The organism is Paraburkholderia translucens (assembly GCF_020881035.1).
In the GTDB taxonomy this organism is placed as follows: domain Bacteria; phylum Pseudomonadota; class Gammaproteobacteria; order Burkholderiales; family Burkholderiaceae; genus Paraburkholderia; species Paraburkholderia translucens.
In genome coordinates, this window is the sequence record NZ_JAJITC010000021.1 from 1 (window position 1) to 12,371 (window position 12,371).

General features: G+C 63.6%; 10 protein-coding genes. 7 read left to right on the top strand and 3 right to left on the bottom strand.

Annotation, left to right across the window (positions count from 1 at the left end; genetic code table 11):
* A partial coding sequence (locus LJ655_RS27295) for a hypothetical protein (protein WP_230564283.1) occupies positions 1–196 on the top strand: 196 nt, incomplete at its 5' end.
* A 56-nt stretch (positions 197–252) separates the two neighbouring features.
* Here the strand turns inward: LJ655_RS27295 and LJ655_RS27300 are convergent.
* Both LJ655_RS27300 and LJ655_RS27305 read right to left on the bottom strand, forming a co-directional pair.
* Positions 253–1,533, bottom strand: coding sequence for an SGNH/GDSL hydrolase family protein (locus tag LJ655_RS27300; RefSeq protein ID WP_230564284.1), 1,281 nt, complete (start codon positions 1,531–1,533; stop codon positions 253–255).
* 113 nt (positions 1,534–1,646) lie between these two features.
* On the bottom strand, positions 1,647–3,269 hold the full coding sequence (locus tag LJ655_RS27305; protein WP_230564285.1) for an NAD(P)/FAD-dependent oxidoreductase: 1,623 nt from the start codon (positions 3,267–3,269) through the stop codon (positions 1,647–1,649).
* 334 nt (positions 3,270–3,603) lie between these two features.
* Between LJ655_RS27305 and LJ655_RS27310 the strand changes: the two genes are divergently transcribed.
* The 3 genes from LJ655_RS27310 to LJ655_RS27320 all read left to right on the top strand — a co-directional run bounded on the left by LJ655_RS27310 (position 3,604) and on the right by LJ655_RS27320 (position 6,005).
* The gene (locus tag LJ655_RS27310; protein ID WP_230564286.1) at positions 3,604–4,419 is read left to right on the top strand and encodes a DUF1835 domain-containing protein; all 816 of its coding nucleotides are present in this window, start codon (positions 3,604–3,606) and stop codon (positions 4,417–4,419) included.
* Between the two features lie 25 nt (positions 4,420–4,444).
* Positions 4,445–5,056 carry a TetR/AcrR family transcriptional regulator gene (locus tag LJ655_RS27315; RefSeq protein ID WP_230564287.1) on the top strand — a complete coding sequence of 204 codons (612 nt, stop codon included), beginning with the start codon at positions 4,445–4,447 and terminating at the stop codon, positions 5,054–5,056.
* 280 nt (positions 5,057–5,336) lie between these two features.
* Complete coding sequence (locus LJ655_RS27320) at positions 5,337–6,005, top strand: GNAT family N-acetyltransferase (protein ID WP_230564288.1); 669 nt, start codon at positions 5,337–5,339, stop codon at positions 6,003–6,005.
* Positions 6,006–6,105: 100 nt separating this feature from the next.
* Here the strand turns inward: LJ655_RS27320 and LJ655_RS27325 are convergent, their stop codons facing one another.
* Positions 6,106–6,603, bottom strand: coding sequence for an Lrp/AsnC family transcriptional regulator (locus LJ655_RS27325; protein WP_230564289.1), 498 nt, complete (start codon positions 6,601–6,603; stop codon positions 6,106–6,108).
* A 188-nt stretch (positions 6,604–6,791) separates the two neighbouring features.
* Here LJ655_RS27325 and hppD point away from each other — a divergent pair, with 188 nt between their 5' ends.
* The 3 genes from hppD (at position 6,792) to LJ655_RS27340 (ending at position 12,221) form a co-directional block, all read left to right on the top strand.
* The gene (gene hppD / locus LJ655_RS27330; RefSeq protein ID WP_230564290.1) at positions 6,792–7,889 is read left to right on the top strand and encodes a 4-hydroxyphenylpyruvate dioxygenase; all 1,098 of its coding nucleotides are present in this window, start codon (positions 6,792–6,794) and stop codon (positions 7,887–7,889) included.
* Between the two features lie 229 nt (positions 7,890–8,118).
* Complete coding sequence (locus tag LJ655_RS27335) at positions 8,119–8,481, top strand: hypothetical protein (protein ID WP_230564346.1); 363 nt, start codon at positions 8,119–8,121, stop codon at positions 8,479–8,481.
* 137 nt (positions 8,482–8,618) lie between these two features.
* Positions 8,619–12,221: an indolepyruvate ferredoxin oxidoreductase family protein gene (locus LJ655_RS27340; protein WP_230564291.1), complete on the top strand. Its 3,603-nt coding sequence runs from the start codon at positions 8,619–8,621 to the stop codon at positions 12,219–12,221.
* Positions 12,222–12,371: the final 150 nt, after the last annotated feature.

The following is a 12,371-nucleotide window of genomic DNA, read 5'->3' on the forward strand; positions in this document are numbered from 1 at the left end:
ATTACTGTGTGAGGCTTCTGATACCTTTTGCCTGGCAGCAGATTCCGCAGAATCCGCCGCCGCATCGCGGCATCAAGCGCCCACACTTATCGGCTGTTGGTTGTTAAAGATCGGTTCGCCCACCGCGCAGCGCCTGAATCACCCGGCACCGCGTCGTTTGCGTCGCTGCGTCTGCAGCAGAGAAACGGAATTATGAACAACTTCCAGCGGATCGTCAACACCCATTTCGCTTTCGCTTAAAAAAGTTGTGACTCACTTCCGCGCGGCGTTCACCACAGCGTCGACTGGAACCGCATCAGCCATAGCCGCGTAGCCTGCGTCGCTCGGATGGATGTGATCGCCACTATCGAAAGCGCGCTGCAGATGTTCCGGCTGCGCCCGGTCACGCAGTGCCGCGTCGAAATCGACAACGCCGTCAAACGCATGACTGGTCCGAATCCACCGATTAACGGCAAGCCGGATATTTTCCCGCTCCGGCGGCAGCGAAGCCGGCGTCAACGTCGCGCCGAACACCCTGACGCCATCGCGCCGCGCGGCGGTGATCACTCGCTGGTAACCGGCAATCAGATCAGCGGCCGTGACCGACGTATGCGGAAAATCGCAGTCGAGCCCGCCATGAGGTGGCATTGCCGCGAAGTTGATGTCATTGATGCCAATCAGCAGGATCGCCGCCTTAACGCCCGGGCGGCGCAAAACGTCGCGGTCGAAGCGGCTCGCGAGCGCGTCGCCATAGCAAGGCGAGTCACTCAGAAGCCGGTTCCCGCTGATGCCGAGATTCACGATCGCGGTCGACTGTGCGCCGCTTGCCGCTACCCGCCGAGCCAGCGCATCCGGCCAGCGACGATTCTGGTTCAGGCTGGAGCGCATGCCATCGGTAATCGAGTCGCCGATCGCGGCCACGGCAGCCGTCCGCGACGGCGCCTCCACCGACAAGCCTGTCACCCATACATATTGCGTGAAGCGTCCGCGAAACGCGGCGGCGGACTCGTCGGCTGTGTGACTGCCGGGCTCCGACACATAATTCACCTGATTCGCCACGCGGTGCCACGCGACGATCCGCTGCTCCGGCCCCACCAGTGCACTGATCGCATACGGCGCGCCTTCGACGACGTCGATCGCGAACGGATCGCTGTCCAGCTCCCCGCCCGGCGGAATGCTGACCGCACCCTTGCCGCCGAACGTCACGCGACTACCGGCGCCCTCGACCGCCGCCCCGCCGCCAGCGGAGCGCGCGATGCGCAGTTCCTCGATGACGAGCGGCGTCTGGCCGTACGCATTGCTCAAATGAACTCGCGCCGTCTTCCCCGATAACGTTGGATAAACGATTTGTCGGACGGTACGCCCGGCGACATCTGGCGCGCGATACAGCGGCGGCAACTCGGCGCGCTGCGGAATCGGTTGCAGCGCGGTAGCCCACACGGCGACCCAATGCCCGGGGGCGTCGGCAGCGAACGCGCTCGAGCAAACGACGATGGGAGCAAATTGGGCTAGCAGCGCTGCGCAGCATGCCGCAGCCACGGTGCGAATGGTCATTGGGAGGATCGGTTCAAGGCGAAACGGGCATTGTGCCCGATCGTCCCGGCAATCGCCGGCAATTGAGGGCAAGTCAGCCCGCCCCTGCCCCCTGCGGCCGTACCCGCTCTAACTCACGCCGTTTGCTGACTCATCATCTTCAGCGCGACTGCTTCGGCGACCTCGATTCCGTCGATCGCCGCCGAGTAGATTCCGCCTGCATACCCCGCGCCCTCGCCCGCCGGATACAACCCCTTGACGTTGACGCTCTGGTAATCGTCGCCGCGACGCACGCGTACCGGCGATGACGTTCGCGTTTCGACACCGGTCAGCACGGCGTCATGCATCGCGAAACCGGCGATTTTTTTCTCCATCTGCGGCAGCGCTTCGCGGATCGCGTCGATCGCATAGTCGGGCAGCGCGGTGCTGAGATCAGTCGGTCGCACGCCCGGCTTGTACGACGGCATGACCGAGCCGAGCGACGTGGACGGCCGCCCCGCGATGAAATCGCCGACGAGTTGCCCCGGCGCCATATAGTTACCCCCGCCGAGCTCGAAGGCCCGCTCTTCCCACTTGCGCTGGAAGGCGATACCGGCAAGTGGGCCGCCCGGGTAGTCGTCTGGCGTAATGCCGACCACGATGCCCGCGTTCGCGTTGCGCTCTGCGCGCGAGTACTGGCTCATGCCGTTCGTGACGACGCGCCCCGGCTCGGACGTCGCCGCCACAACAGTGCCGCCCGGGCACATGCAGAAGCTATACACGGTGCGCCCGTTGCTGCAGTGGTGCACCACCTTGTAGTCGGCCGCACCGAGCTGTTTGTGGCCGGCAAATTTCCCGAAACGGCTGCGATCGATGACACCCTGCGGGTGCTCGATCCGGAATCCGAGCGAAAACGGCTTCGCTTCGATATACACGCCGCGGTCGAACAGCATCTGGAAAGTGTCGCGCGCGCTATGGCCGACCGCCAGCACCACGTGATCGCAGCGCAGCGTCTCACCTGTCGACAGCCTCAGGCCGCGCACCTGGCCGTTGTCGATGTCGATGTCCTCGACGCGCGTCTCGAAACGCACCTCGCCGCCTAGTTCGTGGATGCTCGCGCGCATCTTCTCAACCATGCTGACGAGGCGGAATGTGCCGATGTGCGGCCGGCTCAGGTACAGGATGTCATCCGGGGCACCGGCCCGCACGAACTCGTCGAGCACCTTGCGGCCGTAGTGTTTCGGGTCCTTGATCTGGCTGTACAGCTTGCCGTCCGAAAACGTACCCGCACCGCCCTCGCCGAACTGCACGTTCGACTCGGGATTCAACACCGATTTGCGCCACAGGCCAAACGTGTCCTTGGTGCGCTCGCGCACGGCCTTGCCGCGCTCGAGGATGATCGGTCGGAAGCCCATCTGCGCGAGGATCAGGCCCGCGAACAGGCCGCACGGACCCATGCCGATCACGACCGGACGAGGCGTGCTCAGTTGCGCGGGCGCCCGAGTGACGAACTTGTAGCTCATGTCCGGCGTCACGCCGCAATGCGGCACGTCGGCGAGCCGCTTCAGCGCGGCCGCTTCATCCTTGACCTCGACATCGATGATGTAGGTGAGCTTGATGTCGGCGCGCTTGCGCGCGTCGTGCGCGCGACGAAACACGGTGTATCGGATGAGTCCGTCCCGCGCCACGCCGAGTTCCGCGAGGCGTGCGCGAATGGCTGCTTCGAGGGCGCTCTCGGGGTGATCGAGCGGGAGTTTGATTTCGCTTAAACGTAACATGAGTACCGAGATGCAAATGGGCCGCAAATCGCAGCCAATTCGCAATTTTACCGGCGTACGTGCCGAAGCGGGGTCGCGGCCGCTGCCCGGCGAAGTCAACCACATGTAGGCGCAGCCATTTCCACCACGTTCACCCCGTCCGTTACGCCCCCGCTACGCCCGAACATCTGCACTACTCCGATTGAGCACTGGCTTCGCGTGACAGCCACCGCCGCTTTCGGCCGTTTCGCGATCCGCTTACACTAGGGGCCGCTCATCGCTCGGGACATCGGTTCCTGGTCGGCGAGCGGCCTCTTTTTGTCACTGCTGCCGGCTTCACTGCAAGCCCTTGCCCATGAGCACGATTCACCTCACCAACGGCGACGTCGCCGCCGAGACGCTGCGCATCGCGCTGGCCCAGGCGGGCCGCGACGATCGCGTGCAGCCGTTGCGGGACGATCTGGCGGTTGGTCCGCTACGCGGCATTGACGACGGTCCACATGTGCGCGCCGGCTTCTGGGAACGCGTCAGCGCGAACACGCAACGCGACTTCGTGCGCGAGTTTCGCGAACAGGCCGCGGTGCTCGACGGCCTCGCGACCAGCCGCGCGAACCTCGTGGTGTGGCACGGCGAAAGCGCATCCGACCAGCTGATGCTGCGGCGCGTCTGCTACCTGCTGAACCGCCGCCCGCAGCGTTTGAACGCAGTGCGTTTGTCGATTACCGACCTCACCGACCGCCGGGCGTCGGCACATACCCGCGAGGATCGCGCGACATCGGTCGGTATGTTCGCGCCCGACGTGCTGCGGACGCGCCTGCCGGACGCCGCGCCGATTTCCGCGCTGCGCATCAGCCGGCTCGCGCTCGAATGGCAGGAGGTCACGCAGGCTAACGGCGAGACGCGGCGCTGGCGCGACAACGCGTTCACGAGCGGCGGCTTTGCCGAACTCGACGCGCTGATCCTCGAACGCACGACCGACGACTGGCAGCCCGCCGCCCGCGTCGCAGCTCACGTCATGACCGCCCCGCTGGGGTTCCTCGTCAGCGATAGCATCGTGTTGTGGCGCATCCGCGAACTCGAGGCGCAGCAACGCATTCGCCTGCGCGGCGACACGAACGCATGGCGCTCGCTCGAGCTGTGCGCGGTGCCCGCCCCCTGCTCACCTCAATAAGACAAGAACACACGACTACACGACTATGGCCCGCACCCGAGCCCCCGATCACGAAACCCAACGCGAACAGATTCTCGAACTGGCCGCGGCGAAATTCGCGCAAACCAGCTATCCGAGCACGTCAATGGCCGATCTCGCCGCGGCAAGCGGCACCTCGAAGGCGCGCCTCTATCACTATTACGAGAGCAAGGAAGCCATCCTGTTCGACCTGCTCGATCGCTACACAAAGCGGCTGATGCTGATCATCGCCGAGGTGGAAGGCTCGAGCCAGCGGCGCGGACTGAGCGAACGAGAATCCTTCGCGGAGCTGATTCGAGCATTCCTGTCCGAATACGAGACGTCGCACAGCCGACACGTCGCGTTGCTGAACGATGTCAAGTATCTGGTCGACGCGCAGCGCGAGATCATCCTGAACCGACAGCGCGACGTGGTCGCGGCGTTCGCTCGCCAGCTCGCGCGCGCCTACCCCGAACGCGCGACGCGCGATAACCAGACCGCGCTGACGATGATGGTGTTCGGCATGATCAACTGGACCTTCACATGGCTCAAGCCCGGCGGCCGCATGGGCTATCGCGAGTTCGCCGAGCAGGTGGTCGGCATGGTCGAGCATGGTCTTGGAACGGCGCCGGGCAGTTGAGACGGCCGCCTGAATGAACCACCACGAGCCCGCCGAATGACGCAAAGCAACAATATGCAGCCGCACGGAGGGCGGGGCGTTGGATCCGTGCGACATCTTGCCACGAACGCCCGTTCATTTTAATTTCCCTTTATAAATCATCGACTTAAAAATTTCTCGCTGACATTCCAGGCAGTCGCCCTGGATTCTGATACGGGTTTTCCCTAGTTTGCGGCTTCCCTTTCCGCTAAAATCGGCACTGCGGTGCACAACCCCGCCTGATTAAAAGGAGAACCCGACCATGAACACGCTGACCCTTAGCACCGTTGAGCCGATCGTCTCGAAAGATCGTGCGTCGCTGTTTGCTGGACCGGCGCACGTTCTGGTCCGCGAACTCACCGCCCTCGATCGCGAACGCCTGCTCACTCATTTCCTCGCGCTTGACGAAGACGACCGTCTGCTGCGCTTCGGCCAGGTTGTGCCGGACCGAGTGATCGAAAACTACGTGCGCACGATCGACTTTAAGCGCGACACCGTGTTTGGCGTGTTCAACAGCAAGCTCGAACTGAGCGGCGTCGGCCATCTGGCCTATCTACCGGCCGAAGGCGACAAGCGCACTGCTGAATTCGGCGTCTCGGTGCTCGAAAGCGCGCGCGGCCAGGGAATCGGCTCGAAGCTGTTCGAGCGCGCCGCGATCCGCAGCCGCAACACGCACGTGACGATGCTTTACATCCACTGCCTGACGAGCAACTCGACCATGATGCACATCGCCAAAAAGGCCGGCATGAAGATCGAGTACGCGTACGGCGAAGCCGACGCCTATCTGACGCTGTCGCCGGCAGACCAGTCGAGCATCCTCGCCGAAATGCTGCAGGAGCAGGCCGCGGTGTTCGACTACGCGCTCAAGCGCCACGCGCGCCAGGCATCCCGACTGTTCGAGTCGTTCATGCCGGTGGCTGTCGCTGCCTGAATAACCGCTACGGGGAAATGAGAAGGGGGCGGCCGCACGGTCGCCCTTTTTTCTATTTGTGACGCGGCCCACGCCGCGCGCCGGACCGAGCGCGTGGAGCCTAAAGAATAGGTAGCGCCGTCGTCTCCTTGATCTTTTCGAGCGAGAAGCTCGACTTCACATCTATTACCGACGGATGCCGCAGTAACTGATCCTGCACGAAGCGCGAAAAGTGCGCCATGTCCTCCACCTGGACGCGCAGCAGGTAGTCCATTTCACCGGTCATCGCGTGACATGCGACCACTTCGGGCCACGTCCGCACCGCCGCGCCAAATAGATCGGCGTGCGTGGCCTCGCCATGCGGGCTGAACGCGCGACCGCCCCCCTTTTCCAGCCGCACGCTGACATATGCGAGCAGGTCGAGCCCGAGACGCTGTGCGTCGAGCAGCGCCACGTAGCCGCGAATCACGCCGCTTTCCTCGAGGCGGCGAATGCGCCGCAGGCACGGACTCGGCGACAGATTGATCCGCTCGGCGATTTCCTGATTTGATAAACGGCCATTCTCCTGAAGGATGGCCAGAATACGCCGGTCGATCGCGTCTATCTCGGTTTTAGCCATGTTCTGCCAGGTAACGCTCAGATTGAGCCATAAACTGGCTCAAGCCTAGCGACGCACGACTAACTTCGCAAGTTCATGCCTCTATCGCAGTTCTACACTTGCTCTATCCGGTCGCGCCCCGCCGACCGTCCCGCGCGCTCACCGCCCGCGCACTCGGCAACCTTCTCGCATGAGATTGGAGACAGACAATGCAGGTTTCAACTTGGGAGAACCCGGTCGGCACCGACGGCTTCGAATTCATCGAATACACGGCCCCGGACCCGAAAGCGCTCGGCAAGCTGTTCGAGCGGATGGGCTTCACCGCGGTCGCGCGGCATCGTCACAAGGAGGTGACGCTGTATCGCCAGGGCGGCATCAACTTCATCGTCAATGCGGAGAAGCATTCGTTCGCGCAGCGCTTTGCGCGCTTGCATGGTCCGTCGATCTGCGCGATCGCGTTTCGGGTGAAGGACGCCGCGAAGGCCTACGCCCAGGCGCTCGAGAAAGGCGCGTGGGGCTTCGACAACAAGACCGGCCCGATGGAGCTGAACATTCCGGCGATCAAGGGCGTCGGCGATTCGCTGATCTATTTCGTCGACCGCTGGCGCGGCAAGAATGGCGCGGCGCCGAATAGCATCGGCGACATCGACATTTACGACGTCGACTTTGAGCCGATCCTGGGCGCGAACCCGAACCCGGTCGGCCACGGCCTGACTTATATCGATCATCTGACACACAACGTGCATCGCGGCCGCATGCGGGAATGGGCCGAGTTCTACGAGCGCCTGTTCAACTTCCGCGAGGTGCGCTACTTCGACATCGAGGGCAAGGTGACCGGAGTGAAGTCGAAGGCGATGACCTCGCCGTGCGGCAAGATCCGCATTCCGATCAACGAAGAAGGCTCGGACACCGCCGGCCAGATCCAGGAATATCTGGACGCGTACCACGGCGAAGGCATCCAGCACGTCGCGCTCGGCACTGGCGACATTTACCGCACCGTCGACGGCCTGCGCGCGTCGGACATTTCGCTGCTCGACACGATCGACACGTACTACGAACTCGTCGACCGCCGGGTGCCGAATCACGGTGAACCGCTCGACGAGCTGCGCAAGCGCAAGATCCTGATCGACGGCGCGCCGGACGATTTGCTGCTGCAGATCTTCACAGAAAACCAGATAGGACCGATCTTCTTCGAGATCATCCAGCGCAAGGGCAACCAGGGCTTCGGCGAAGGCAACTTCAAGGCGCTGTTCGAATCGATCGAACTCGACCAGATCCGGCGCGGTGTCGTGCAGGACAAGAGCTGATCACGATGATGCATTGCGGGTAAGCGGCGCGCAGACAAAAAAAGGGCGAGGATCATAGGATCCTCGCCCTTTTATTTCGCTGCGCCGCCGCTCGCGTACAAACGGCGGCCGGTTGTCAACCGACGCGCACGATGCGGCGCGTCACGAATTCTGCCGGTACTCGTCGCCGCCGGCCGAACCGTCTATCCGGCTCGTCCCCACACGCGCCGGTGTGACCTGGGCGGTGCGAATGACCGCGTTCGACAGCGCCCCCGTGCTGCCTGGATTCGAGCGCATCGGCGCGCTCATCGCGAAAAAAGCGGCGGAAACCATCAAGAAAGTCTGGACGTTTCTCGTGTTCATGTGTACTCCTTTTCTAACGGTCCCTGCGGTCCCGAAGCCACGCAGAATGCGCGACGTTCGGCATCGCCCGCAGGTGGGGATTAGACAGTGGTTTTCACTGCGGTTCCGTGAATTTGTAGGTTTTACAGCTTGTTACATGCGCAATCGCAATACGGTCAATTTCAACCGAAATGCAGAAAAATTGCTTGCAACCTGTACGCAAGATGCGGCGAACCCGCTCGAAGTAGGGCCGCGCGCGGGCGATTTTTGATTCGCTGCGGCGGGTTTCCACCAGTGCTACCATCGCTTGAAAGCCGTCAATATGACGACCCCGGCCCCAGCATTCACGAGATGCCGGGGGCCAGAAAAGTTTTGGTGATCCCAAGCTGAAGTGGAGGAGTACACATAATGAATGCCCCGCTAGACGCAGGTCAGCGAGCCTCGCTCGAAGCCGCGTTGTCTTCCGTCACGCTCGACGACAAATACACCCTCGAACGCGGCCGCGCGTACATGAGCGGCATCCAGGCGCTGGTGCGTCTGCCGATGCTGCAGCAGGAACGCGACCGCGCCGCCGGCCTCAACACCGCCGGTTTCATCTCCGGTTACCGCGGATCGCCGCTCGGCGGACTCGACCAGTCGCTATGGAAAGCACAGAAGCATCTGTCGGCGCACCAGGTCGTGTTCCAGCCCGGCGTCAACGAAGACCTCGCGGCCACCGCCGTGTGGGGTTCGCAGCAGGTCAATCTGTACCCGAGTGCCAAATACGACGGCGTGTTCTCGATGTGGTACGGCAAGGGCCCCGGCGTCGACCGTTCCGGTGACGTCTTCAAACACGGCAACTCGGCCGGCTCGTCGCGGCACGGCGGCGTTCTCGTGCTCGCCGGTGACGATCACGCGGCCAAATCCTCGACGCTCGCGCACCAGTCCGAACACATCTTCAAGGCGTGCGGGCTGCCGGTGCTGTTTCCGTCGAACGTGCAGGAATATCTCGACTTCGGCCTGCACGGCTGGGCGATGAGCCGCTATTCGGGCCTCTGGGTCGCGATGAAGTGCGTGACCGACGTGGTCGAATCGTCCGCATCGGTCGATATCGACCCGCACCGCACCACCATCATCCTCCCGGAAGACTTCCTGATGCCCGAGGGCGGGCTGAACATCCGCTGGCCCGATCCGCCGCTCGTGCAGGAAGCGCGTCTGCTCGACTACAAGTGGTACGCGGGGCTCGCCTATGTGCGCGCGAACAAACTCGATCGCGTCGAGATCGATTCGCCGCATGCGCGCTTCGGCATCATGACGGGCGGCAAGGCCTATCTCGACGTGCGTCAGGCGCTGACCGATCTCGGTCTGGACGACGAAACCTGCTCGCGCATCGGCATCCGGCTATACAAGGTCGGTTGCGTGTGGCCGCTCGAGGCGCAAGGCGCGCAGGCCTTCGCGCGCGGTCTCGACGAAATTCTCGTGGTCGAGGAAAAGCGCCAGATCCTCGAATACGCGATCAAGGAAGAGCTATACAACTGGCCTGACGCGCAGCGCCCGCGCGTATTCGGCAAGTTCGACGAAAAGGACGGTGCGGGCGGCGAATGGTCCGTGCCGATGGGCAACTGGCTGCTGCCGGCGCACTACGAGCTATCGCCCGCGATCATCGCGAAGGCGATCGCCACGCGGCTCGACAAGTTCGACCTGCCGTCGGACGTGCGCGAGCGCATCGCCGCGCGCATCGCGGTGATCGAGGCGAAGGAAAAGGCGCTCGCGCGGCCGCGCGTCGAAGTCGAGCGCAAGCCGTGGTTCTGCTCGGGATGCCCGCACAACACCTCGACCAACGTGCCGGAAGGCTCGCGCGCGATGGCCGGTATCGGCTGTCATTACATGACGGTCTGGATGGACCGCAGCACCAGCACATTCAGCCAGATGGGCGGCGAAGGCGTCGCGTGGATCGGCCAGGCGCCGTTTACGAACGACAAACACGTGTTCGCCAATCTCGGTGACGGCACTTACTTCCACTCGGGACTGCTCGCGATCCGCGCGGCAATCGCGTCGAAGGCGAACATCACGTACAAGCTGCTCTACAACGACGCGGTCGCGATGACGGGCGGCCAGCCGGTCGACGGCGTGCTGACCGTGCCGCAGATCACGCATCAGCTCGCCGCCGAAGGCGCGGCGAAAATCGTCATCGTCACCGATCAGCCGGAGAAGTACGCGGCGAACGTCGGGCTCGCGCCCGGCGTCGACGTTCATCACCGCGACCAGCTCGACGAAGTGCAGCGTCAGCTGCGCGAGATTCCCGGCACTACGATCCTGATCTACGACCAGACCTGCGCGACCGAGAAGCGCCGTCGCAGGAAGCGCGGCACGTATCCCGATCCGGCGCGGCGCGTCGTCATCAACGAGGCGGTGTGCGAAGGCTGCGGCGACTGCTCGGTGAAGTCGAACTGCCTGTCGGTCGAGCCGCTCGACACCGAGTACGGCACCAAGCGCCAGATCAACCAGTCGACCTGCAACAAGGACTTCTCGTGCGTGAACGGCTTCTGCCCGAGCTTCGTCTCCGTTGAAGGCGGCCAGTTGCGCAAGCCGAAGGCGGCTTCCGGCGTCGGCGCCGACGCGATGCCGGCGGTGCCGGACCCCGAGTTGCCATCCATCGACCGCCCATACGGCGTGCTGGTGACGGGCGTCGGCGGCACGGGCGTCGTCACGATCGGCGCGCTGCTCGGCATGGCCGCGCATCTGGAGAACAAGGGGGTCACCGTGCTCGACGTCACGGGCCTCGCGCAGAAGGGCGGTGCCGTGCTGAGCCACGTGCAGCTCGCGAACCAGCCCGCCGACATTCACGCGACCCGCATCGCGATGGGCGAAGCGAGCCTCGTGATCGGCTGCGATGCGATCGTGACCGCGGGCGACGAATGCGTGTCGCGCATGCACGCGGATCGCACGCGCGTCGTGTTGAACAGCGCGCATACGCCGACAGCCGAGCTGATCAAGAACCCGAACTGGCGCTTCCCCGGCACGAGCACCGAGGCCGACGTGCGCGCCGCGGCCGGCAATGACAACGTCTCGACCGTCGACGCGAATCACTTCGCGGTAGCGCTGCTCGGCGACGCGATCTACACGAACCCGTTCCTGCTCGGCTACGCGTGGCAGCGCGGCTGGGTGCCGCTCACGCACGAGTCGCTGATTCGCGCGATCGAGCTCAACAACGTGCAGGTAGAGAAAAACCGCGCGGCGTTCGAGTGGGGACGGCGCGCCGCGCACGATCTGGCCGCGGTACGCAAGCTCGCGCAATTGCGGGGACACAGCGAGACGGCGGACAGCGCAAGCGGCAAGATCATCGCGCTGCATACGCCGAAGGCGCTCGACACGCTGATCGACAAGCGTGCTGACTACCTCACTGCGTGGCAAAACCGTGCATATGCGGAGCGCTATCGCGCGCTGGTATCGCAGGTGCGGGACGCGGAAACCGCGCTCGAATCCGCCGACGGCCAGCTGCCGCTCACCGAAGCGGTCGCGAAGAACCTGCACAAGTTGATGGCGTACAAGGACGAATACGAGGTCGCGCGTCTGTACAGCGACCCGGCGTTCATCGAAAAGCTGAACGCGACGTTCGAAGGCGACTGGAAGCTGCATCTGCATCTTGCGCCGCCGACGCTATCGAAGAAGGACGCGCACGGCCATCTGATCAAGAAGAAGTACGGTCCGTGGATGTTCCGCGCCATGCACGTGCTGGCGAAGCTCAAGTTCCTGCGCGGCACCGCGTTCGACGTGTTCGGCAAAACCGGGGAGCGTCGCACCGAGCGCGCGCTGATCGGCGAATACGAGGCGCTGGTGCGCGAGCTGATCGGCGGGTTGACTTCGCAGAAACGCGATCTCGCGGTCGAGCTCGCGAATCTGCCCGACGCCATCCGCGGTTATGGGCACGTGAAGGAGAACAACCTGAAAGGCGTGCGCATCAAGTGGAACGAGCTGCTTACGCGTTGGCGTTCGCCGGATGCGGGCAAGACGACGCAGCACGCGGCTTGATCGGCTCCCGCAGCTAAATTGAAAAGGCGGCGGTCATTACGGACCGCCGTTTTTTTTCGCGCGAAAAAAAACGCTACAGAACCGGAATTCCGTAGCGCTTTTGATGACGTGATCGCGAGCGCAATACTATCTACCGCGCCCGCTTCAACC

Bases quoted from the DNA above. Each gene is read 5' to 3' on its own strand.
- LJ655_RS27300 (WP_230564284.1), bottom strand. From the start codon at position 1,533: ATGACCATTCGCACCGTGGCTGCGGCATGCTGCGCAGCGCTGCTAGCC.
- LJ655_RS27305 (WP_230564285.1), bottom strand. From the start codon at position 3,269: ATGTTACGTTTAAGCGAAATCAAACTCCCGCTCGATCACCCCGAGAGC.
- LJ655_RS27310 (WP_230564286.1), top strand. From the start codon at position 3,604: ATGAGCACGATTCACCTCACCAACGGCGACGTCGCCGCCGAGACGCTG.
- LJ655_RS27315 (WP_230564287.1), top strand. From the start codon at position 4,445: ATGGCCCGCACCCGAGCCCCCGATCACGAAACCCAACGCGAACAGATT.
- LJ655_RS27320 (WP_230564288.1), top strand. From the start codon at position 5,337: ATGAACACGCTGACCCTTAGCACCGTTGAGCCGATCGTCTCGAAAGAT.
- LJ655_RS27325 (WP_230564289.1), bottom strand. From the start codon at position 6,603: ATGGCTAAAACCGAGATAGACGCGATCGACCGGCGTATTCTGGCCATC.
- hppD (WP_230564290.1), top strand. From the start codon at position 6,792: ATGCAGGTTTCAACTTGGGAGAACCCGGTCGGCACCGACGGCTTCGAA.
- LJ655_RS27335 (WP_230564346.1), top strand. From the start codon at position 8,119: ATGACCGCGTTCGACAGCGCCCCCGTGCTGCCTGGATTCGAGCGCATC.
- LJ655_RS27340 (WP_230564291.1), top strand. From the start codon at position 8,619: ATGAATGCCCCGCTAGACGCAGGTCAGCGAGCCTCGCTCGAAGCCGCG.